The sequence below is a fragment of the Marinobacter sp. S0848L genome, from assembly GCF_023016065.1.
Classification (GTDB): domain Bacteria; phylum Pseudomonadota; class Gammaproteobacteria; order Pseudomonadales; family Oleiphilaceae; genus Marinobacter.
Genome location: NZ_JALKAQ010000003.1, coordinates 198,829 through 221,388, shown reverse-complemented (window position 1 = coordinate 221,388; position 22,560 = coordinate 198,829). Strand labels below are relative to the sequence as shown.

Sequence of the window (22,560 nt, the reverse complement as noted above, 5' to 3'; positions counted from 1 at the left end):
TTATCCGGGCCTCATGGACTCAATTACTCAAATAGCGTTAGGCGCTTCTATTGCTGGCGCTGTGGCAGGCAAGGCACTTGGCCGTTCGGCTTTGCTGACCGGCGCGGTTCTGGGCACTCTGCCCGATTTGGATGTGCTGATTGACTACGGCACAGCGGTCGCGAACTTCACCCAACACCGGGGCTTCAGCCATTCGTTGTTGGTGTTGGCCCCTTTATCGTTGCTGATTGCCTGGGGATTGTCCCGCTGGCAACCGAAGGTGTCGTACCGGCGCTGGCTGGCGCTGGTAGGGCTGGTGCTGCTTACCCACCCTTTGCTCGATACCTTTACCACCTACGGTACCCAATTGTTCTGGCCTTTCGGCAGGCCGCTTGCCATCAACAGCATTTTCATCATTGATCCGCTCTACACCTTGCCCTTACTGCTTGGCTGTCTGGCGTTTCTCGTTCGCCCGCCGGCGACAAAAACGCTCGCGCTGAGCTTGATGTTATCCACGCTGTATCTGGGCTGGAGCGTTACCGCTCAGCATTGGATCACCGAAAGGGTCAAACCTGCCCTTGCGGCTGCCGGTTTCGGTAATGCCGCCTTAATGGTGCAGCCAATGCCATTCAACACAGCACTGTGGCGGGCAACCGCCATCACCGATGAGACGCGCGTGGAAACTGTAACGGGCTTTTTCGACGGCGATAATGATCTTACGCTGGAGCGCTTCGCTCGCGATCCAGAACTCGCCCAGTCGGTTTCACATCTCCCCGAAGCCCGACAGCTGGATTGGTTCACAAACGGTTTCCTCCACTATGAGCTTAGAGGTCAGCAGATAACCGCGACCGATATCCGCCTGGGTATCCCCGGCGCACACCCATTCACCTTTGCTCTGGCCGAAGTTCAGGGTTCAGATCTGACAGCGCTTCCCAGCGGCCAACTCCCTCGCCCCGCCATGAACCCGGATGCTCTGCCGGTGCTTTGGTCGCGGCTCACCGGAAAAACACCCGCGCTTTGCCTTCGCACCCTCAGTGCGCCTCTGGAAGGAGGAAACTGTTAATGCGGCTGGACCAGTACCTTGCCACCAGCACAGAGTTATCACGCAAAGATGCCAAAAAAGCCATTACGAAAGGTCGGGTGCGTGTCGATGGCGCAGCCGTCCGGTCAGCGAATACGCAGGTCGCTGGCAACGCCGTCGTCGAACTGGATGGCTCCGTGCTTCATTTGCCGGGTGAAATCTACGTGATGATGAATAAGCCTGATGGCGTCATCAGCGCCACCACCGATAGCAGCCAACCGACGGCTGTTGATTTGCTACCGCCTCGGTTGGCCACCCGAGTGCACATTGCAGGCCGATTGGATAAAGACACCACCGGCTTACTGCTGCTCACCAGTGACGGCCAGTGGTCACACCAAGTCACCTCCCCCAGACGGGATTGCCCAAAGACTTATCAGGTTATGTTGGCGGAGCCGCTTTCAAACGAGGCCAGAGTGAAGTTAGAAACGGGGGTGCTGCTCAGAGACGAGGAGAAAGCCACGCGACCGGCAACCGTGGTCATTTGTTCAGAAACAACAATTGAATTGACGATCAACGAAGGCCGTTACCATCAGGTAAAGCGTATGCTGGCCGCTGTCGGCAATCACGTGAAAGGGCTGCACCGTTTGCGAATCGGTGAAATCACACTGGACCCGGCACTGGCGCCTGGCCAATACCGGGAGTTAACCGAAGACGAATTTCGCTCTATTGTCCGCTAGAGCGACCTAAGGCCGCGTTCTTTTCCTGTTCATAGCGCTTCGCGGCTTTTGCGACCGAACCGGGTTCGCCTGTCGCCATCCATCGCTTAATGCGCCCGGCATCCCCCATGGGAGAGCGGGTACCCAACGAATCCAGCAGCACGGTAATCACGTCTTTCCCGTCCATCTCGGACACCATAACCAAACACCGCCCCGCTTCTTTGAGATAACCGGTTTTACTTAAACTTACCCCCCACCGTTCACTTTGCACGAGGGAATTCGTATTGCCATAGGACAAGCTGTAACGGGGTTTTCGAAACTCCGCACGGAAATATCCGGTGGTAGAGTACTCCCGAATTTGCGGATGTTTTAACGCGGCTCTTGCCAGCAATACAAGATCGGCGGCCGACGAAGTATTCTGTGTCGACAGCCCCGTGGGATCAACAAATCGAGTATCGGCCATCCCCAAGATTTTAGCTTTACGGTTCATAGCTTCAACAAAGCCATCAAAGCCTTTCGGGAATGCTCGGGCCAAGGTATAGGCCGCGAAGTTCTCGGAGGCCATCAGGGCGATCCGCAAAACATCTTTTCGGCGTAGTTGGGAGCCGATTCGAATACGCGTCCAGGCATTTGCAGCAGCGGGCCGGTGCCGCTCTTCAAAGGTCAGCCATTCGTTCATATCCAAACCCGACTCCACAATCACCAAGGCCGTCATCAGCTTGGTAACTGACGCCACCGGTACGGGCCTATTCGCGAACTTGTCCACCAATAAGCGGTTGTCATCGACCAGAGCAACTGCTGCACTCGCGGAAGCGAGGTTGGGTTTTTCTACGGTTTTACCGTGGCTTACGACCGACACCAAAACAAGTAACAACAACCACCATTTCATGGAACAAGCCATACCTCTGTGAACCCGCCTTCTGCAGCATTGAAAGGGTGGCTACTATAACAGCGCAGCCGTTTGAGCGCAGGCACGAGTCACGGTTATCCATAACCCTCTTAAGCATTATCGGAAATCCTTGTTTGTCTTGATTTTCGACAAGCCGTATTATTGCGCACCCTTTTGGTGCAATGGAACAAGCATGGGTATTCGTAACGAAAGGTTGCGCTGGCAGCTCGCGATCGGGCTTCTGAAGGCGCTTCATCTGGAAAATCTGGCACAAAAATACAGCCGCAAAACGGTGCTGGCCGGCTTCAACCTGATTAATGGTGGCCTGAGCATTGCGCTGGTGTCGTTTGTCGCGCTGGTTACTCAGGAAGCGTTCATATTCCCATCCCTGGGTGCGACCGCGTTTATCCTTTTTTACGTACCGATGGCTCAACCTGCTTCCCCCAAGAACACCTTATGCGGTCACTTGATTGGCGCGTTAATGGGGTTGCTCAGCCTTTACCTGTTTGGCCTGCAAGAACAATCGTCAGCCTTTCTAACGGGCGTGGACCTGCCTCGTGTCGGTGCAGCAGCACTGTCGCTCGGATTAACCGGGTGCTTGATGGTGCTCTTCAATGTTGCACACCCACCCGCCGGTGCAACCGCATTGATCGTATCCTTGGGATTGATGCCCGACCCAGCCCAGCTGCCTGTGCTTATGGCGGGGGTTGCGCTGCTGATTGCTCATGCGTTTGCCATGAACCGGCTCGCAGGTATTCCCTACCCACTCTGGTCAACGGAAGCCGACTCAACTGCGCCAGCCGCATCGTCGGTGGCGCAGTAAAACCCTCAACCACCAATGATTACGGTGCCGCTACCGATGGTCACGCCGCCACAGGACACGGCGCTGCCGGTAATTGCGGCTGGCTGCCCGTTGATCATGACGGTCGCTGAGCCTGCAGCAATTGCACGGGGATGGGGAGGATGTTTTGGTTTGGAGTGCGGTGCCAATGGATCCCCCAGCCGGGCGACGGGTTTGCCGTCAACCAAGACATCGGGAGAGCCTGCAATTACGGGGGTTGGGGGGAAGCCGGCGTGATCCATACCCAGATCACCAAGTAAAACGATGGGCTTACTCATCATCTGATTCCTTTCAAAGTTGAGTGCGAGGCTGACATCCTATAACGATTTCAGCCCCAACCCAAGTCAGCACCTCCATCCTTAGAAGTGCTACACACTATCCGTCAAAAATCAGCCGCTGATGAAGACCGGGCCAACGCCCAGATTCCACAGAATAACCGATCCCCCACGGGTCGAAACCAGAATGACCAAAGCAACCGTTAACAGTGCTCCGCCGTACATCACGGCCCGCTCTTTCTCGATCCCCATGACGATAGGCAGTCCGTCGTACATCAGCCACGCGCTGTAGGCCGCTGCTGCCAGAAAAACAAACGCATTAAACCATGGAACCGGATACAGCAGAGCAAAGCCTGCCAAAAACATGGGCGTGCACGAATAAGCCGCCAGCGCCACACCATTGGACGGAACATACTCTTCTTTCGCGCCATAGGTCTTGGCCATCCAGTTAATGGCATAACCCAGAGCAAACACGCCCACCAACATTGCCAGGTAGGTCAGAATGCTCAGCTGAAGCGCGCTGATTTCCGTTAATTTGATTAACCTTTCGTTGCCCACCGTCCAACCAAAGTGGGCTGTGGATATATAGGCGCAAACAGGCGCAATGGCGGCTAACGCCAGCACATAGGCCACGTAGAGTTTCATCGGACTTTCATGTTCTTTACGTATCGATGCCCATTCCTCGCCGGGATGGGTAAAGAGACCGAACGCATGAGACAGCAGCATAGACTACCCCGCATTTTACTGTTGTTAGTATCGGGACACACGGCGCCCGAGGTGGCTCGGGTTTCTGCCGTTTGTTGTCTTAACTATAGTCAAGAACTGCGGGTGCAACAGGAAGATTTGATTCTATTTCGTTCATAGCATCGCGCGCTCAGATCATTTGGTTCTTGGCGGTCAGCGGTTTTTCTCTTTCCCCAAAAACGCAAAAAGGCAGCCGAAGCTGCCTTTTCATGTTGTGCTTGAATCTTTACAGATTACAGAGCAACAACGTTCTCCGCCTGAGGACCTTTCTGGCCCTGAGTCACGGTGAACTCTACCTGCTGGCCTTCGGCCAGAGTCTTGAATCCTGAGCCTTGAATGGCGCTGTAGTGAACAAATACGTCCGGGCCGCCTTCACGAGTGATAAAGCCAAAACCTTTAGCTTCGTTGAAGAACTTAACAGTACCGGTAACAGTAGACATACGTAAACTTCCTGAAATCAATCATTTTATCTGCTGCCACACACCATTCTGATGCTGGTCAGCGTGTATACGGAAAAACTGAACTCGCGGGATCAAAAACAGGACGGCACTACTAACTGCGGAGGTACGTCTTATTCATGAACTGCTTTGCTAATCTTTCCTTCAGTAAACACTCTACTCTGGAATATCGGGCTTGCCAAGAGTCTTTGTAAGATTTTGTGTAGGTAAAGATACACAGGCCGAAATCGGCGTGTTTTCGAGCGTTAACCTTTAAGCAACGCGAAGGTCCAGAACCCCAAAGCGGTCATTAATATTGAGCCCACAACGTGTAACAGTATCCCGGTCAAGGCCGCGGCCCACTTGCCGCCCTGCAGCGCGGCAAACATTTCCAGGGAAAACGTCGAGAAGGTTGTCAGGGCACCACACAATCCGGTTATCGCAAACAAACGCCATTCCGGTGCCAGCGAGCTATTGTGTGTAAAGTAACCAATCAATACACCCACCAGCCAGCCCCCAAACAAGTTGGCCGCCAAGGTGCCCCAAGGTACAACGTGGTAGGACGCGTTCAACCACATCCCCAAAGCCCACCGAAGGTTGGCACCAATAACGGCGCCAACACTTACAGCAAAGGCAGACAGCCACATTTCAGCTCACGCCCTCACGCCGGGTTGTGGTCGATAAGCGTGTCCTTGTTACTGGCAAACTCATCAAACGGGAAGTCGTCGACGGTCAGCATTTCAAGCACCAACGCTTCATACTCACGCATAAAGTCGGCTTCTTCCTGGGTGAACACGTCCGCCTTCAGAGCCGCTTCGAAACGTTCTTCCGGGTGCAAGGCCGTCATCGGCAGATCGCCTTTGGCGTAGGCTTTGGTGGCCTTTCGATACAATTGTTCCGCCTTGTCGTAATCCTTGAGCAGGTGATTGTACTGGGCGACTGGATTGGGCACATCGCCGTCACCGTCAGTGGTCCAGGCACCCGCCAGCAACTTGTTACGCAGCGGTGTATCTTTGGAGATGGCCTGCGCCAGGGCCCGGGTCAGTTTGTCGTTAGGTTCTGCCCAGCAACGGCCCAGCGGCAGCGTGACAACCCGCAGTGCCATGGCCACCGGACGGTTCGGCAAATTCTTGAGGAACTCGTCGAGGGCAGTCTCGGTGCGGTTCAACAGCAAGGTCATGCTGTATTCCATCAGTTCTTTCTCGCCTTCAGCCGGCTGTTCTTCGTGCCAGTTCTTCAGCACCATGGACCCCAAATACAGGTTCGCCAGCATATCGCCCAAACGCGCAGACAGCAGCTCACGCATCTTCAACTCGCCACCCAGGGTGGACATAGCCGCATCGGCACACAGGCCAAATGCAGAGCTGAAACGCGCCAACGCCTGAGCGTATTTGCTCGAAGCACTGTCGAGGGGAACATCCGCTTTACCGATACCAAAGGCTTGGGTGAAGGCACGTGCGGCGTTGCCGAAGATCAGCCCGGCATGGCCAAAGAAGGCTTCGTCGAAGGCTTTCAGGTCGTCGTTGTCTTTGGCGGCCAGCTCTTTAAGCACATACGGATGACAACGAATGGCACCCTGCCCGAAGATCATCAGGCTGCGGGTCATGATGTTGGCACCCTCCACCGTGATCGACACCGGCATACCGCTGTAGCCAATGCCCAGATAGTTACGGGGCCCCAGTGTGACTGCTTTACCACCGTGTACGTCCATGGCATCGGTCAAGACGTCACGTTGGAATTCGGTCAGGTGATATTTCAGGATTGCAGACGGCACTGCCGGCTTCTCACCCCTATCAATCATGTTCGCCGTGTGATTAACCGCAGATTGTGCGATGTAGGTCTTACTGGCAATGCGCGCCAGAGGTGCCTGCACACCTTCCATTTCAGCCACCGGGGTATTGAACTGGCGACGAACGCGGGTAAAGCCACCTGCGGTGCCAACCGAGTACGCCGCTGCACCAGCCGCGCCGGACGGCAGTGTAATGCAGCGACCAACCGACAGACATTCAACCAGCATACGCCAGCCCTGGCCGGCCATTTCCTGACCACCGATGATGAAATCCAGCGGAATGAAGACATCTTTGCCTTTAATCGGCCCGTTCATGAACGGTGAACCAATCGGGCAATGACGACGGCCAATTTCCATGCCGTCAGTATCACGCGGAATCAACGCGCAGGTAATACCATGATCTTCGGTGTCGCCCAGCAGCCCATCAGGGTCGAACATCCGGAACGCCAGGCCAACAACGGTGGCAACCGGGGCCAGAGTGATCCAGCGCTTCTCGAAGTTGAGGCGGATACCCAGCACTTCTTTTCCATCAACTTCCTGTTTGCACACGATACCGGTGTCAGGCAATGACGTGGCATCGGAGCCGGCACGTGGGCCGGTCAAACCAAAACAGGGAATCTCGCGACCATCGGCCAGACGCGGCAGATAGTGCTTTTTCTGTTCTTCTGTACCGTACTTCAGCAGCAGCTCGCCGGGCCCAAGCGAGTTTGGCACCCCGACGGTCACCATCAGCATTTCATTGGCGGCCAATTTCTGCAGGACGGCCGTCTGCGCTTTCGCCGAGAAACCCAAACCGCCGTATTCTTTCGGAATAATCATGCCGAAGAACTTTTCTTTCTTCAGAAAATCCCACAACTCTTTGGGCAAATCGGCACGCTCAACCGCCAGATCCCATGCGTTACACATGCTAACGGCCTGCGTGCACTGGTTATCCACGAAGGCTTGCTCTTCTTCATTTAAACCACTGTGACGATTGATCAACAGGTTGTGCCAATCCGGGCGGCCGGTGAACAGTTCACCGTCCCAGCCCACGGTGCCTGCTTCCAAAGCGACCTTTTCGGTTTCCGAGACTTTCGGCGCCACTTTTTTGAAGATGGCAAACACCCGCGGGGTCAGCCAGTTAATGCGGAATTGCGGCAAGCCGGCAGCTGCGGTGATGGCGGCGCCCACGAACAGCACCAAGCTTAACCAGCCGGAGCCAACGAAAAGGGATAGCACGCCCACAACCAACATCACGCCAATAGCGTGCTTGGCGCCCGATTCCCGACGCATTACAAAGAGTAAGCCGGCTATTGCCGCCAGAAAAAGAATCAAGGTCATTTTAGGTTCTCTCTGTCTTCCATGGATTAAAGCCTTGGTCGTATTGACCCAAGGCTCTGGCTAATGATTCGTTTATTCAACTTACCTTAACAGGTGTCCTTGCGCTAGATAACCACGAGAGCAAATTCACGGCTTTTGTCACGATGTCACAATCACCCGAATACCTTCCAGCGCCAGGCTGGCATGCCCCACCGCTTCACGCGCGGCGGCCAGTTGGTCACGCAGGAAGTCGACTTCCTCATCGCGGATCGCCGGGTTAACCTTTCGCAACGCCTCCAAGCGCCGGATTTCTGGTTCGAAACCCGCTTCAACCTGAGCAAGCGCCTGCTCTTTAAGCGGTGTCAGGTGCGGATCAGACAGCCGCTCTGCGTGATCCACCATGGTTTCCACTTCAGCCCGGATTTTAGGCACGATCGCCTGGGCCGTACGCCGACGAATGTTTGAGCACAATTCATTCAAGCGGTCATGAGGCAAAGCCTTCGACAAATCACGGCCATTAACGTCTACCACCAACCGCAGCGGCGACACCGGCAAGTAACGGGTTAACTGCAGGCTCTCAGGGGCTGGGCAATGCACAGCAAAAACCGCTTCCAGCAATAGCGTTCCCGGGGGCAGCGCTTTGACGGACAAATTGGCAAGGGCTGCTTTACCCAAACCAGAGCTAGTGACTGAATCCATTACCCCCGTCACCATCGGGTGTTCCCAGCTCATGAACGCCATATCTTCACGCTGTAACGCTTGTTCGCGTTCCCAGGTCACCGTCAGGCCATCTTCCGGCAACTCAGAGACGTGGCCAGACTGATACTGCTCGCCAGGCTTAAGTACGTCGGCGTGTTCGCTGTGGTCTTCGATATCGACACCCAATATATCGAAGGCCTGCACCATGTAATCGCGCACCTGCGCCGAACCTTCTTCTTTCTCGATCTCGGCGATCAGAGCTTCTGCCTCATCCCGGCGGCAGGAATTTAATTCGATCAGTGCATCCCGCCCGTTGTGCAACAGTGTTTTCAAGCGCTTGGTTTCGTCGGCGCTGGCCGCCAGCAACGGCTCCAGTGCCGCCTGATCTCCGTCGAGGGCCTTCTGCCAATCGTTACTGACGTGCTCATGCACCGCAACGCCCACAGCACAGCTTTCCGTAAAGGCATTCAGGCCGTCTTCGAACCAACGGTACTGAACCTCCTGACTGGTGCCCTGCAGGTAGGGAATGTGAATCTTGATTGTTTCAGTCTGGCCAATTCGGTCCAAACGGCCAATCCGCTGCTCCAGCAAATCGGCGTTTGCCGGCAAATCAAACAACACAAGGTGATGAGCAAACTGGAAGTTACGGCCTTCACTGCCGATTTCCGAACAGATCAACACCTGAGCGCCCTGCTCGGTGTCGGCAAAATACGCTGCAGCACGATCCCGCTCGACCAGACTCAAGTGTTCGTGGAAGGCGGCACTACGAATGCCTGCCCGTAGCTGCAAATAACTTTCCAGCGCCATGGCCGTATCGGCCCGAGCACAGATAACAACGACTTTCGCCGGGCGCAGACTGGCCAGTTTTTTCTCTAACCAGGCCACGCGTGGATCTTCGGCCAGCCATTGTTCTTCCGCAGCGGTTTGCTCCGGTGCCAGCCCTACATCGCCGTATCGGGCGTCGTCATAGAGTTCCGGGCAAGGCAGAGGTTCTGGCAGCGGCTGGCGTTCGGGGAAACCTTGAATCGCGGCACGGGTATTTCGGAACAACACTCGCCCGGTTCCGTGACGGTCCAGCAATGCGTCGATAACAGCTTGGTGCGCCTCGCCCTGCTCCAGTAATTCGTCGAGCTCATCGCCTAACCAGTTCGCCAGAGCGGCTTTATCTTCCTCGGCAATTTGATCCGGCGATGCCTGCAGGCGCCGCACTACCGAGTTGATGGCTTCGTACTGTTGTTCTTCCGAGCGAAACGTTTCCAGATCGTGGAAGCGGGCCGGGTCCAGCAAGCGCAAACGGGCAAAGTGGCTGGCTATCCCGACCTGTTCCGGAGTTGCAGTCAGCAACAATAGCCCTTTACTGGCAGCCGACAGCTCTTCCACAACCTCGTATTCTGAACTTGCTTGTTCTGGCGCCCAAGCCAAGTGGTGAGCTTCGTCTACCACCATCAGGTCCCAACCCGCTGATAAAGCGTGGTCACGGGCTTTTTTACTATTCACCAGAAAATCCAGGCTACAAAGAACCAACTGGTCCGATTCGAACGGGTTTTCGCCATCATCTTCGTCACCGAAAATGTGGTTAACCAGCGCATCAACATCGTCTTCCTGAGCCTTGATGTCGTCGTAACGGCCTTGATCAACAATCGAGAACCGTAGATTGAATCGACGAAGCATTTCTACCAACCACTGGTGCACCAATGAATCCGGCACTACTATCAGCGCTCGACGCGCACGGCCAGTATGCAATTGGTAGTGCAGAATGAGGCCGGCCTCAATGGTTTTGCCCAAACCAACTTCATCAGCCAGCAACACTCGTGGCGCGTGGCGGCGGGCCACTTCATGGGCGATGTACAGCTGATGGGGCAAGTGTTGAGTACGGGCACCAATCAGCCCTTGCGCCGCCGAAGCCCGAAGCCGGTCTTGGTGTTCTAGCGTGGACACCCGCAAACGGAAAGCGCCATTGCGATCGAACTGGCCGGCAAACAAACGCTGGTGAGGCGCCGAAAAGTTGACCGAGCCCGCCAGTTTTACTTCAGAAACCTGCGCAATCTCATCGCCGTCATCGGCGTGGTACATCAGAATTCCGCCCACTTCTTCCACGGCACGCACGGTATATTTGTTGCCATCAAAGGTTTCTATGTCCTCACCTAGTTGATACACAATTCGCGAAAGAGGTGCGTTATCGATGGCGTAAGTGCGCTCTTCATCGGCCGCAGGAAACCCCAGCGTGACTCGGCGACCGGAGATGTCGGTAACAATACCCAACCCCAAAGCCGTATCACTGTGGCTAACCCAACGCTGACCGATGGCAAATTCCGATGTTTCCAAGAAACCTCCGCTAGAAATTACTGATGTTTTGAATCGTTTTCGCGAACCCAATAGGCTGTTGCACCGCACACGGCGGCCGGAACAACAATCAAGTTCAATATGGGCACCATGGCTGCCAGCGCGACCGGCAAGCCAAATCCCAGAGCCGACAGCCGGCTGGCCGCAAGATCTCTGCGCAGTTTGGGGAAACTGACCTTGTGGTTATCGGCGGGGAAATCCACGTACTGCAGGGCCATCATCCAGCTATTGAACAGGAACCAAAGCACTGCTGCTGCCAGGTTGACCACAGGAATCAGGCCGATGATGAACAATCCTAAGGCTCTGGGAAGGTAATAGGCGATCTTCTGCACCTCACGCCAGAGCGCCCGGGGAATATCTTTCACAATCGCCGCCCAACTCCCCTCGGTGCTGACCTCTTGGCCGGTAAGATGTTTTTCCGTTAATTCGGCGAGATAGCCATAGAAAGGCGAGCCAATCAAATTGGCGATGATGACAAAACCGTAGGCCAGCATCAGCAAGATCACCACGCCATACAGCAGCCAGAACAGCCAATCCAAAGCTTGCAGCCAGGCCCAATCAGGCAGCCACGCCATGGCGCCGGCAATCATCACCGCAAACAATTCAGCCAGGAAGTAAAATAAGAGTCCGAACAACAGAACGTTGATCACAAGTGGAATGATCACGAACAGCCGAAGGCCGGGTTGGCGAATCAGCCTGAACCCCTCTCCCAGGTAGCCCAGTCCTCGAAAAAAGTTTCCCTTGAGCATTGCTGGTGGTCCTCCGCTGCCATGACAATAACGGGGCGCAAAGCATATCATGTCACGCACAATCCCACAGCCCGCAACTACACTCGGATTTCCCTATGCGTCGTTTTCGACAAACTCTTCATTCACTCCTGCACCTGTCCCGGCTCTGGCAAACGGTGCTGTTTCTGTCCCTTGCGGCTATTTTATATCTGGCGACCACCGACCAGAGCTACCCCATTCCGTCGTCCGCCAATGACAAGATCAATCACTTGATCGCTTTCGCTGAGCTGACCATCGTCACGCGATTGGCCTGGCCGCGCCTCGGTTTCTATTGGTACGTACCGGCATTACTGGGTTTTGGCTTTGTGCTTGAAGCGGTTCAGGCCACTCTGCCCTATCGGGATTTTTCTCTCGCCGATGTACTGGCCGACGCCCTCGGCATTGCTGTCGGCATGCTGCTTTGGCCGGGCATCCGGCGCATCGGGACAACCACGTAAGATAATTCCGAACGGCCTTGTGCGACATATCTCACAAGCCCGTAGGAACTTTCGGCTTCATGACGTACGCAGCTCTTCACCGAGCACCCAAAAAGACGCGTAAGCCATTAATTTTACGTAATTATCACCAAAATCATTCAAAACAGATCCAAGTTTTCGTGCCAGGGTCACAGGTTTGCAACAGAAGCCTTGGTATAGTGTTTCTCGTCAGGGATGACAGGGAAATGGACGACGCATTGGACGCACCCCCACAAGGATTGAGGGGGGAGGCAAGGACACATGGACGCCTCGCTTAAGGGAAATCGAATTGGATTGCCGGCTCGGACGCTGGCACCAGGGAAAGGCAAAGGATCCAGCAACAAGGCTGTTGCTCACCGCGCAAGGACGCGCTATTTGTTCCGACTGTGAACTGCTCAGGATGGCGGTTCAGTACCTGTAAAGGGCGACTTCCGGGTCGCCCTTTATTTTTTTCGCCTGTTAACCCTCGCCTTCTGCCAGGTAAATTCGCACCTTATTAAACTCTTCGAATTCGTTCAGGTCTGGCCAAGTTCGTGCCTCAACCATGCCTTGGCGCACAAAGGCCGCATTGCCCAAATCCTTAACCCGGGAATCTGCCAGCAGCACCTGCTTCGCCGCGGCCTGAAAGGCTGCCAATAACGGCCGGTTTTCAGGGTCGTAAAGCACATCAGCTGCCGTAACCAAATCCAGATTTTCTGGCCGGTTTGCCCAATCGTCACACAACTCCACGTTCACGCCGTTAAGGTCGGCATTTGCGACTGCCGCATCCAAGGCTGCAGGATCGATATCACACGCAATCGAGCGAGCGGCCCCCGCCCTCGCGGCTGCAACCGCCACCACCCCCGAGCCGGACCCGAAATCCAGCACCGATTTACCACGAACCAACTCCGGGTGATCAAGAATCCACTGTGCCAGCACCTGACCACTAGCCCAACAAAATGACCAATAAGCAGGCTCGGCAACAACCGCCTGCGCTTCATCATGGCTGAGCGGACCTTCCAATACCGAAGGATCAAACAAATAGAGTGGCATACTCGGGCAGCCCGCGGGTGCAGATTCGGCGACGCGACCCCGACTCAAGGTCTTACGAAGGTGCTGATTGAGATGTTCTGGCGTCATCATAGGTCCTGATCAGGTACATAAACGAGCGACATTGTACCCTTAGCCAGGATGCCGGGATAATAGCAGTCCGGTATACTGCCGGCTCACTCAAAACCACAGTGACCCGAGGACATGGCCAGTAGACCCGATACCGATGATTATCTGAACCTGTTCCTGAACGATGTGCCGCTAATGGACGTGCGAGCACCGATTGAGTACGACAAAGGCAGCTTCCCCGGTGCCGTCAACGCGCCCCTGATGAACGACGAAGAACGTCACCGAATCGGCATCTGCTACAAAGAAAAAGGACAGGACAAGGCCATCGAGCTCGGTCACCAACTGGTTTCAGGCGACCTCAAGGCACAAAGGATCGAAGCCTGGAAACGCTTTGTCACCCGGCATCCGAACGGCTACCTGTTTTGCTTTCGTGGCGGCCTGCGTTCCCGGCTGACTCAGCAGTGGATCAAGGATTCCGGCATCGACTACCCACTGGTTAAGGGCGGCTACAAAGCGCTGCGCCGATTCCTGATCGACAGCCTTGATGCGCTCATCGAGAAGCAAGATTTTCAGGTTCTCAGTGGCCGCACCGGCACCGGCAAAACCCGGGTTCTGCTCAAGCTGCCCAACCCGGTGGACCTTGAGGGGCTGGCGAATCACCGCGGCTCAAGCTTTGGCCGGCAAGTCAGCCCGCAACCGTCCCAGATCGACTTTGAAAACCGCTTGGCGGTCGCCATCCTGAAAGCCCACCATAACGTGGGCGGCCCCGTTTATCTGGAAGACGAAAGCCGCCTGATTGGCCGCTGCGCCATGCCAGAACGTTTGCGCGCCAGAATGAGCGAATCCGGCCTACTCATACTGGAACAGCCGATGGACGAACGCATCTCCATCATCCGGGCCGATTATGTGGAAAACATGCTCGCTGATTACGTTGCGCGCGATGGTGAAGAAGCCGGCTGGCTCAATTTCCGGGACTACCTGCTAAGCGCCCTCGACCGCATCCGCAAACGCTTGGGTGGCGAGCGACACCAGCAGCTACGCGCCCAGATGGAGCAGGCGCTCGAGCAACAGCAAAGAGGTTCGATTGAAGCCCACGACCTCTGGATCGAAAACCTGCTCACCCGTTATTACGACCCGATGTACGACTACCAACTCAGCCAGAAGCAAGGCCGGATCCTGGTACGAGGCGGCCCCGAAGAAATCGTCGAGTACGCCCAAGCCCATCGCAATTAGCCGTCAACGCAAACTTGATTTGCGTCATGCGGTTCGCTGACTCTAGGATACATGCCTATACTGGTTCAGGTTAAACCTGTTAAGACAGCAAGTTACCCCGCTTGCACATCCACCAAAAACATCAAGGAGCGTTTCTATGGAAGAGCTATTCAGCGATAGCGGCAAAGCTTCCGAATTACTGGAGCAAGGCATCACGATGGTCATGGCCTATGCCCCCAAGGTATTGCTGGCGATCATTACACTCGTGATCGGTTTATGGGTGATCAATCGTTTTGTCACCGTTCTGGACAACAAACTCGGCAAAAAAGACCCGACTCTGAATAAATTCCTGTGTGCCTTGATTGGCGCGCTACTGAAAATTCTATTGCTGATCTCCGTTGCCTCAATGGTCGGCATAGCCACCACGTCGTTCGTGGCCATCATCGGTGCGGCTGGTCTGGCGGTAGGTCTTGCACTACAAGGCAGTTTGGCCAATTTCGCCGGCGGCGTGCTGATTCTGATCTTCAAACCGTTCAAAGTCGGCGATGTTATCGAAGCGCAAGGCTTTTTGGGCTCGGTACGTGAGATCAGCATTCTCTACACCATTGTCGATACCTTTGATAACCGTCGTATCGTTATCCCTAACGGCGACCTGTCCAACTCCAGCCTGACCAACATGAGTGTTTACGAAACACGGCGTTGTGACATGACATTCGGTATTGGTTACGACGATGACATCGATAAGGCCAAGGCCATTTGTAAGCGCCTGATCGAAGAAGACGAACGTGCCTTGAAAGACCCCGAACCGCTGATCGTGGTTGGTGGACTGGGCGACAGTTCTGTTGACCTGAAGGTTCGTGCGTGGACCAGCTCTGCGGATCTGTGGCCGTTCTACTGGGACATGCAGGAACGTGTGAAAAAAGCATTCGATGCGGAAGGCATCTCTATTCCGTTCCCACAGCGCGATGTGCATATGATCAAAGCCGACTAATCGGAACCCTGTCACACAGGACGAACGATTATTCGCAAAGCATAAATCCTGGGCTAAGCTGACGGTATGGCGGGCGAACAATGCTCCGCCTGCTACCGGAGCCAGCCCGGGATTTTTTTCGGAAGGCTCTACAACCCTGTCCGTACTGTCAGGAGGTTGTATTTATGCCAGTACAGCAGCTTAAAGATTTCCTGGACAAAACCGGCACCGAATACATGTGCCTCACCCACCCTCCGGCCTTCACCGCTCAGGAACTTGCTCGCCACGTTCAGATTGCCGGTGACAAAGTAGCTAAAACCGTCATTCTGGAACTCGATGGCAAAATGGCCATGCTGGTGATGCCCGCGACTTGGCGCATTCGCTGGGACAGCCTGTCCAGAATTCTCGATACGGACTTCGTGGATCTTGCCGACGAACAAGCCTTTCAGGATCGCTTCCCCAACTGTGAAGTCGGCGCCATGCCGCCTTTCGGCAATCTTTTCGACATGACCGTTTACTGCGCAGAATCGCTTACCGAACAGGAAGATCTGGCATTCGCCGCCGGCAGCCATACCGAAACCCTGCACATGAAAACCAAAGACTTCCTGAGCCTCGTGCAGCCTCTGGTGCTCACGCACGGGTTCAAAAAACCGGGCACCCAGAAGCCGGCATGGCTGGCAAAAGGCCGCCAGCAAGCCACAGAACCTTCACGCCAGCGGGTATCCGGCATGACCGGCTAACTGCTCCCTCCCACCAACGGAGTCGATTGAGTTCCATCGCTTGTCAGTTCTTTGCCTTCGCGTAAACTGTGGGCATCAGACAGGAACCCGATATGACTCAAGTTTTTGATATTGTGATCGTCGGCGCCGGCATGGTCGGCGCCGCCCTCGCCACCGGTCTGGGCCGCGAGGGCTTCAATGTTGCCATGGTAGACCGCGCCCCTGCGCCGGCGTTCAACCCGGACGCCGCGCCCGATATTCGGGTATCCGCATTAAGCGCAGGAAGCGAAGCCTACTTGCACAGCCTTGGCGCCTGGGAGCCGATTCTGGCGATGCGTGCCACCCCCTACCGCCGCCTGGCCGTTTGGGATGAAGCGCCCCACCCGCTGAGCAAACTGCTTCCCAGAACCGTCAATCAGGTTGAGTTCACCGCCGATGGGCTAAAGGCCGCTCATCTGGGTCACATTGTCGAAAACTCCGTCACTCAAAAGGGGCTATGGCAAGCGGCAGAGGCCGAGCCGACCGTCTCAATTCTGGCCGGTCACGGTGTTTCCAGCATTTCCCAAACCGAGGCCAGCGCCACCGTTACACTTGAAAACGGTCAGGAACTGACTGCCGCTTTGGTGATCGGTGCCGACGGTGCGCAATCCCGGGTGCGGGACATGGCCGGTATCGGCATCACCAAAGACCAGTACAGCCAGCAAGCGATGATTATTTCCGTGCGCTATCAGGGCGAGGTGCAGGACATCACCTGGCAAGGCTTTTACCCCTCCGGCCCGAGAGCGTTTTTACCGCTGTACAGCGCTGGGGCACAATACCCGGGCGAGAGCCGCGGATCCCTCGTCTGGTACGACGCACCGGCCGAGATTGCACGCCTGAAAAGCCTCAGTGATGAAGCTTTGATGACGGAAATCCAGAAAAGTTTTCCACAAGAGCTGCCGCTGTTGACCCATATCGAAGACCGTGGCAGCTTCCCCATCGCCCGCCAGCACGCCAAGCAATATTATTCGGGCCGTGTTGTGCTCACCGGCGATGCCGCCCACACCATCAACCCGCTGGCTGGCCAAGGGGTGAATCTGGGCTTTCAGGATGCGGAGTGCTTGCAAGGTTTATTAAAAGAAGCGCGCCGCGGCGGAGATGATCTGGCCAGCGCCCATTGGCTGGGGCTTTACGAACAACAGCGCCGACCGGCCAACCGGCGCATGATGCTGGCCATGGACCTGTTCTATCACTTGTTCAGCAACACCATTCCGCCGCTGCATCTGGCCCGCAACCTCGGGCTTGGTGCGGCTCGCGCTCTGCCCTTTGCCCGCAACAAAGTGGCCCGTTATGCCATGGGGCTGGACAGTCAGCCGCCGGCGATATTTCGGGAAATCACCAACCGGTTACCTATGCCAAACTGGCTATAAGCGAACACTCAACGGATTCAAAGAACAACCAAGGAGCCATTATGTCTGAAACACTCTTTACCAAAATCATCAACCGGGAAATCCCGGCCGACATCGTTTACGAAGACGACCTGACCCTGGCGTTCAAGGACATCAACCCGCAGGCACCTGTGCACCTGTTGATCATTCCGAAGAAACACATCGCCACCATCAACGACATCGAAGAAGGCGACCGCGAGGTGGTCGGGCACCTTTACTGGGTGGCCGCCAAGCTGGCCAAAGAGATGGGCTTTGCCGACGATGGCTACCGGGTGGTTATGAACTGCGGCGAAAACTCGGGCCAGACGGTTTTCCATATCCATCTGCACCTGCTGGCAGGCAAGCCGCTGGGCTGGCCGCCGTATACCGACAAGATGAAGCAGGCCTGATTTTCTACACTCAAGGTCTCGGGAACCGGCAGCCCCACCCAAGCCAGATTGGCCGATGTGCGGAGCTGCCTCCCAGCTCGATGCCCCAGACTTCAGCGCCCAACCACCCGCTCGGCTTCTTCCATGGGCGAGTGTCGAACGTCTTCGCCTTTGGCCATGAAAATCACGTGTTCGGCAATGTTACAGGCATGGTCACCGATACGTTCCAAAGCACGCAAGACCCACATCACCATCATGCATCGCGTGATGTTACGGGCATCTTCCATCATAAAAGTCAGCAACGCGCGGGCGGCAGCCTGATACTCCTCATCGACTTGCTTGTCTTCTTTCATCACCCGTAACGCCTGATCGGAATCCAAGCGGGCAAAGGCATCCAACGCGTCGTGCAGCATGCTTTGCACGTGCTTGCCAATGTGGCGGATTTCCACGTAGCCACGGGGGGCCTGCCCTTCTTCCGACAGTTTGATGGCCATCTTGGCGATCTTTTTCGCTTCGTCGCCCACCCGCTCAAGGTCCGCAACCATTTTGATCACCGAGATCACTAAGCGCAGATCGCGTGCCGCCGGTTGGCGACGGGCGATCACCAGAATAGCTTCTTCGTCGAGATCCATTTCCATCCGGTCAACGGTTTTGTCGTTCTGCCGAACATCTTCGGCCAATTGACTGTCGTTATTGGTGAGCGCCTCAATCGCCTGCTCGACCTGGCTTTCCACCATACCGCCCATGTTCAGGAACTGGGTTTTCAGCTCGGTCAGTTCGTCGTTGAATCGGGCGGAAATGTGATCGCCGTATACATCATCTTTTGTGTTGGACATGCTTTCTGTCTCCAGCGTTGCCAGACCGGTTTAACCAAAACGACCGGTAATGTAGGACTCGGTCAATTGGTGATCAGGGGCGGTGAATACTTTGTCGGTGTCGTTTACTTCCACCAGATGGCCAAGGTGGAAGTAAGCCGTGCGATCTGAAACCCGGGCCGCCTGCTGCATGGAGTGGGTCACGATCACGATGGTGTAGCTTTCCGACATTTCCGCAATCAGTTCTTCAACCTTCGCCGTCGCAATAGGATCGAGCGCCGAGCAGGGTTCGTCCATCAGGATGACTTCCGGGCTGACGGCAATTGCACGGGCAATGCACAACCGCTGCTGCTGACCACCGGACATACCGGTTGCCGTAGCATCCAGGCGATCTTTTACTTCATCCCACAAACCGGCTTTGCGCAGGCTGTTTTCAACAATGTCGTCCAGGTCGGACTTGCGATTCGCCAAGCCGTGAATCCGGGGGCCGTAGGCCACGTTGTCGTAAATCGACTTCGGAAACGGATTCGGCTTCTGGAACACCATGCCAACCCGGGCGCGCAGTTCCACCACATCCCGCTTGGGGTCGTAGATATCCTGATCGTCCAGCATCAGCGACCCTTTCACCCGGCAGATGTCGATGCTGTCGTTCATCCGGTTCAGGCAGCGTAAAAAGGTGGACTTACCACAGCCGGACGGCCCGATAAACGCGATCACTTCGTTGCGGCCGATATCCAGACTGATGTTCTTGATGGCCGGATTCTCGCCATAGAACACTTCCACATTTCTCAGTTTGAACTTGGGGTCATCCGCAAACGGCTGGCCTACAGTGGAGCCTTCGGTAATCACTGCGGTTTCCGGTTTTTCATCAATCACGGGTTTAGCCACCTTTTCGGACACATTCTGTGCAGGCATTGCTGCTGTATTCATACTGTTCATTAGTGTACTCCTTACCACCGGCGCTCAAGACGTTTGCGCAGCCAAATGGCCAAACCATTCATGGAAATCATAAACGCCAGCAGAATCATGATGCCGGCAGAGGCCAGTTCGACAAACCCTTGCTCGGCGCTGCTGGCCCACTGGTATATCTGCACGGGCAGCACGGTGGCGGAGCTGAAGAAGCCTTCCGGCACTTCGACGATAAACGCCACCATCCCGATCAACAGCAAGGGCGCGGTTTCGCCCAGCGCCTGGGCCATACCAATGATGGAACCGGTCATCATGCCGGGCATCGCCAGTGGCACCACATGGTGCATAACCACCTGCATTTTTGACGCGCCAATACCCTCGGCCGCCTCGCGAATGGACGGCGGCACACTTTTTATCGCCGCCCGGCTGGAAATGATGATGGTGGGCAGGGTCATCAGCGCCAGCACCAGACCACCCAATACCGGCACCGACCGGGGCATCCCGAACACGCCGATAAACACCGCCAGCCCGAGCAAACCGAAGATGATGGAGGGCACCGCCGCCAGGTTGTTGATGTTCACTTCAATGAAATCGGTCAACTTGTTTTGCGGGGCGAACTCTTCCAGATACACCGCCGCCGCCACACCGGTCGGGAATGCAATCACCAGGGTCACCAGCATGGTCAGCAGCGACCCGACAATCGCCCCCAGAATGCCCGCGTTGGAGGGCTCCCGAGAATCTCCGCGACTGAAAAATACGTCGTTGAAGCTGGTGGTGACCACGCCCTGCTCTACCAATTCATCCACCCATCGCTGTTGCTGCTCGGTCAGCCGAATGCTGTAGGCCGGGTTATCCGCATGTTTGACGTAAACCGACACGGTGTCGTGGACCAGAAACTCCAGAGTTTGAGTGGTGCCCAGCCGTTCAGGCTGTGCTTGCAGCAGATCACGAATCTGATTGCTGGCGTAGTTGCCCGATAACCGACTCAACTCACGAACGTCTTTGCGAGACTGCGCCTCTGGAAAATAACGCTGCAAGGCGGCGATGATCGGTGCCTGGAAATCCGCCATAGAGATCTGATCTTTATCGGTCGGATCCTCCAGATACATCTGCTCACCATCCAGCACCACCTCCAGCGTCATCGTGGTTTTGATGAATCCGGTGTAGCCCTTGCCAATGATGTCGGTGAACAACACCACCAGAGACAGCAGGGCAACGGCAATCGCGGTCATGCCATAGAGCCGGAACCTGCGCTCCTTACGGTATCGCCGCTTCAGCGACTGGCGAACAATCTCCGCCTGTGTGCGTGAGTTAGTCATATTGTTCCCTATATTTGCGAACCACTTTCAGGGCAATCATGTTGAGGGCGAGGGTCAGAATGAACAGCATCATGCCCAAGGCGAAGGCTGCGAGGGTCTTGGCGCTGTCGAACTCCTGGTCACCGGTGAGCAACGTGACGATCTGAACCGTGACCGTGGTTACCGAATCCAGAGGGTTGGCGGTCAGGTTGGCGGCAAGGCCCGCGGCCATTACCACAATCATGGTTTCACCAATGGCCCGGGATGCCGCCAGCAAGATACCGCCCATAATGCCGGGCAAAGCGGCCGGGAAAATCACGTTTTTCATGGTTTCAGACTGAGTCGCGCCGAGGGCGAGAGAGCCATCACGAAGAGTGCGAGGCACGGCGTTGATCACATCATCCGACAGCGACGATACAAACGGGATGATCATAATGCCCATCACCAGGCCTGCCGCCAGAGCACTCTGGGACGACGCTTCAAGGCCGACCATTTCAGCCAGATCCCGGATAAACGGGGCAACGGTCAAAGCGGCAAAGAAGCCGTAAACGACAGTGGGTACACCGGCCAGCATTTCCAGTAAGGGTTTGATCACGGACCGAGCCGATTTCGAGGCGTATTCAGAGAGATAGACCGCTGACAGCAAACCGGTAGGCACCGCCACCAGCAGAGCGATGGCCGAAATCAGCAAGGTCCCGGTAAACAGAGGAATGATGCCGAACGCACCATCCGAGCCCACTTGATCGGCTCGAAGTGCCGTTTGCGGACTCCAGGAGGTGCCAAACAGGAATTCAGTAATTGGCACCTTGCCGAAGAAGCGGACGGTTTCGAAAATCACCGAAAAAACAATGCCTACGGTGGTCAGTACCGCCACCGCCGCGCAGGCGAAGAAGATCCACCGAAGCGTGCGTTCAACGTTCTCGCGGGCATTAATCTGGGGCTGCACCCGGCTCCACGCGAACGCCGCACCGAGCACGGCGATCAGAACCACCAGAACCGTCTTGAACTGGCTGCTCTGGGCATTCAGCGCACCCAGTTTATCAGCCGCGCCCACCACATCTGCGGGCACGAAATTCGGGTTCAGCTTACCCGCCGCCACGTTGTTGATCTGCGACATCAGCAAGCTGGCTTCGCCCGCCGACTGAGGCAGCAACTCTGATGGCAGGGAGCCAACCACCAGGTTCTGAATCACTTTACCTTCAAACGCCGCCCAAGCGCTCAACACAATCAAGGCAGGAATGGCACACCACAACGCTGCTCGGGCAGCGTAATAAAATGGCAATGCCTTGAGGTTACGGATACCACCCAAAGGGCCGGCAACCGTTCGCGACCGCATGTACGCCAATCCATAGGCTATGACGGCAATCACCAGAATCAGGGGCAATAGATTGGCCGTTTGCATAGAGTTCTCTGTGTTAAGTGAATAGTTAGCGCAAATCAGAAACAACAAAAGAACGCGAACCTTCCGG

The 22,560-nt window shown here is 55.7% G+C and carries 22 protein-coding genes; 9 read left to right on the top strand and 13 right to left on the bottom strand.

Going from position 1 to position 22,560, the window contains the following annotated elements; translation table 11 throughout:
* The first annotated feature begins 13 nt into the window (after window positions 1-13).
* Together MWU64_RS06065 and MWU64_RS06060 are read left to right on the top strand one after the other, a co-directional pair.
* The gene (locus tag MWU64_RS06065; protein WP_247062547.1) at window positions 14-1,042 is read left to right on the top strand and encodes a metal-dependent hydrolase; all 1,029 of its coding nucleotides are present in this window, start codon (window positions 14-16) and stop codon (window positions 1,040-1,042) included.
* Window positions 1,042-1,737 (top strand): pseudouridine synthase, encoded by a 696-nt coding sequence (locus MWU64_RS06060; RefSeq protein ID WP_247062546.1) that lies wholly within the window; start codon window positions 1,042-1,044, stop codon window positions 1,735-1,737. The genes MWU64_RS06065 and MWU64_RS06060 overlap by 1 nt, the downstream gene beginning before the upstream one ends.
* On the opposite strand, the gene pbpG is transcribed toward MWU64_RS06060, so the two are convergent.
* The gene (gene pbpG, locus MWU64_RS06055) at window positions 1,724-2,605 is read right to left on the bottom strand and encodes a D-alanyl-D-alanine endopeptidase (RefSeq protein WP_247062545.1); all 882 of its coding nucleotides are present in this window, start codon (window positions 2,603-2,605) and stop codon (window positions 1,724-1,726) included. The two genes, MWU64_RS06060 and pbpG, sit on opposite strands and share 14 nt — an antisense overlap.
* Window positions 2,606-2,798: 193 nt before the next feature.
* Here pbpG and MWU64_RS06050 point away from each other — a divergent pair, with 193 nt between their 5' ends.
* Window positions 2,799-3,428, top strand: a complete 630-nt coding sequence (locus tag MWU64_RS06050) for an HPP family protein (protein WP_247062544.1) — start codon at window positions 2,799-2,801, stop codon at window positions 3,426-3,428.
* 5 nt (window positions 3,429-3,433) lie between these two features.
* Here MWU64_RS06050 and MWU64_RS06045 read toward each other — a convergent pair whose 3' ends face one another.
* The 7 genes from MWU64_RS06045 to cysZ all read right to left on the bottom strand — a co-directional run bounded on the left by MWU64_RS06045 (window position 3,434) and on the right by cysZ (window position 11,781).
* Window positions 3,434-3,724: a type VI secretion system PAAR protein gene (locus tag MWU64_RS06045; RefSeq protein ID WP_247062543.1), complete on the bottom strand. Its 291-nt coding sequence runs from the start codon at window positions 3,722-3,724 to the stop codon at window positions 3,434-3,436.
* Window positions 3,725-3,835: 111 nt separating this feature from the next.
* Complete coding sequence (locus MWU64_RS06040; RefSeq protein WP_247062542.1) at window positions 3,836-4,447, bottom strand: Yip1 family protein; 612 nt, start codon at window positions 4,445-4,447, stop codon at window positions 3,836-3,838.
* A 251-nt stretch (window positions 4,448-4,698) separates the two neighbouring features.
* Entirely contained in the window at window positions 4,699-4,905 is a 207-nt protein-coding gene (locus MWU64_RS06035; protein WP_008939715.1) for a cold-shock protein, read from the bottom strand.
* 263 nt (window positions 4,906-5,168) lie between these two features.
* Window positions 5,169-5,549 carry a fluoride efflux transporter CrcB gene (gene crcB, locus MWU64_RS06030; protein ID WP_247062540.1) on the bottom strand — a complete coding sequence of 127 codons (381 nt, stop codon included), beginning with the start codon at window positions 5,547-5,549 and terminating at the stop codon, window positions 5,169-5,171.
* A gap of 14 nt (window positions 5,550-5,563) precedes the next feature.
* Window positions 5,564-8,011: an acyl-CoA dehydrogenase gene (locus MWU64_RS06025; RefSeq protein WP_247062539.1), complete on the bottom strand. Its 2,448-nt coding sequence runs from the start codon at window positions 8,009-8,011 to the stop codon at window positions 5,564-5,566.
* Window positions 8,012-8,149: 138 nt separating this feature from the next.
* Window positions 8,150-11,014, bottom strand: a complete 2,865-nt coding sequence (gene rapA / locus MWU64_RS06020) for an RNA polymerase-associated protein RapA (RefSeq protein WP_247062538.1) — start codon at window positions 11,012-11,014, stop codon at window positions 8,150-8,152.
* 17 nt (window positions 11,015-11,031) lie between these two features.
* On the bottom strand, window positions 11,032-11,781 hold the full coding sequence (cysZ, locus tag MWU64_RS06015; RefSeq protein ID WP_247062537.1) for a sulfate transporter CysZ: 750 nt from the start codon (window positions 11,779-11,781) through the stop codon (window positions 11,032-11,034).
* 95 nt (window positions 11,782-11,876) lie between these two features.
* Here cysZ and MWU64_RS06010 point away from each other — a divergent pair, with 95 nt between their 5' ends.
* Complete coding sequence (locus MWU64_RS06010; protein ID WP_247062536.1) at window positions 11,877-12,257, top strand: VanZ family protein; 381 nt, start codon at window positions 11,877-11,879, stop codon at window positions 12,255-12,257.
* A gap of 477 nt (window positions 12,258-12,734) precedes the next feature.
* Here MWU64_RS06010 and MWU64_RS06005 read toward each other — a convergent pair whose 3' ends face one another.
* Window positions 12,735-13,394, bottom strand: a complete 660-nt coding sequence (locus tag MWU64_RS06005) for a 50S ribosomal protein L11 methyltransferase (RefSeq protein WP_247062535.1) — start codon at window positions 13,392-13,394, stop codon at window positions 12,735-12,737.
* A gap of 114 nt (window positions 13,395-13,508) precedes the next feature.
* Between MWU64_RS06005 and mnmH the strand changes: the two genes are divergently transcribed.
* The 5 genes from mnmH to MWU64_RS05980 all read left to right on the top strand — a co-directional run bounded on the left by mnmH (window position 13,509) and on the right by MWU64_RS05980 (window position 18,090).
* A complete protein-coding gene (gene mnmH / locus MWU64_RS06000; RefSeq protein WP_247062534.1) occupies window positions 13,509-14,606 on the top strand; it encodes a tRNA 2-selenouridine(34) synthase MnmH in 1,098 nt (365 codons plus the stop codon).
* Between the two features lie 136 nt (window positions 14,607-14,742).
* Complete coding sequence (locus MWU64_RS05995; protein ID WP_247062533.1) at window positions 14,743-15,576, top strand: mechanosensitive ion channel domain-containing protein; 834 nt, start codon at window positions 14,743-14,745, stop codon at window positions 15,574-15,576.
* Between the two features lie 164 nt (window positions 15,577-15,740).
* The gene (locus MWU64_RS05990) at window positions 15,741-16,295 is read left to right on the top strand and encodes a YbaK/EbsC family protein (RefSeq protein WP_247062531.1); all 555 of its coding nucleotides are present in this window, start codon (window positions 15,741-15,743) and stop codon (window positions 16,293-16,295) included.
* A 92-nt stretch (window positions 16,296-16,387) separates the two neighbouring features.
* Window positions 16,388-17,683, top strand: coding sequence for an FAD-dependent monooxygenase (locus MWU64_RS05985; RefSeq protein WP_247062529.1), 1,296 nt, complete (start codon window positions 16,388-16,390; stop codon window positions 17,681-17,683).
* 41 nt (window positions 17,684-17,724) lie between these two features.
* On the top strand, window positions 17,725-18,090 hold the full coding sequence (locus MWU64_RS05980) for a histidine triad nucleotide-binding protein (protein WP_199005766.1): 366 nt from the start codon (window positions 17,725-17,727) through the stop codon (window positions 18,088-18,090).
* Window positions 18,091-18,182: 92 nt separating this feature from the next.
* Here the strand turns inward: MWU64_RS05980 and phoU are convergent, their stop codons facing one another.
* From phoU to pstC, 4 genes are read right to left on the bottom strand one after another with little or no spacing between them, the layout of a single operon-like run.
* Entirely contained in the window at window positions 18,183-18,905 is a 723-nt protein-coding gene (phoU, locus tag MWU64_RS05975) for a phosphate signaling complex protein PhoU (protein WP_247062527.1), read from the bottom strand.
* 30 nt (window positions 18,906-18,935) lie between these two features.
* Complete coding sequence (pstB, locus tag MWU64_RS05970; protein ID WP_247062692.1) at window positions 18,936-19,814, bottom strand: phosphate ABC transporter ATP-binding protein PstB; 879 nt, start codon at window positions 19,812-19,814, stop codon at window positions 18,936-18,938.
* Window positions 19,815-19,834: 20 nt separating this feature from the next.
* Window positions 19,835-21,112 (bottom strand): phosphate ABC transporter permease PstA, encoded by a 1,278-nt coding sequence (gene pstA / locus MWU64_RS05965; protein ID WP_247062525.1) that lies wholly within the window; start codon window positions 21,110-21,112, stop codon window positions 19,835-19,837.
* A complete protein-coding gene (pstC, locus tag MWU64_RS05960) occupies window positions 21,105-22,493 on the bottom strand; it encodes a phosphate ABC transporter permease subunit PstC (RefSeq protein ID WP_247062523.1) in 1,389 nt (462 codons plus the stop codon). Before pstC ends, pstA begins: the two co-directional genes overlap by 8 nt.
* Between the last annotated feature and the right edge of the window lie 67 nt (window positions 22,494-22,560).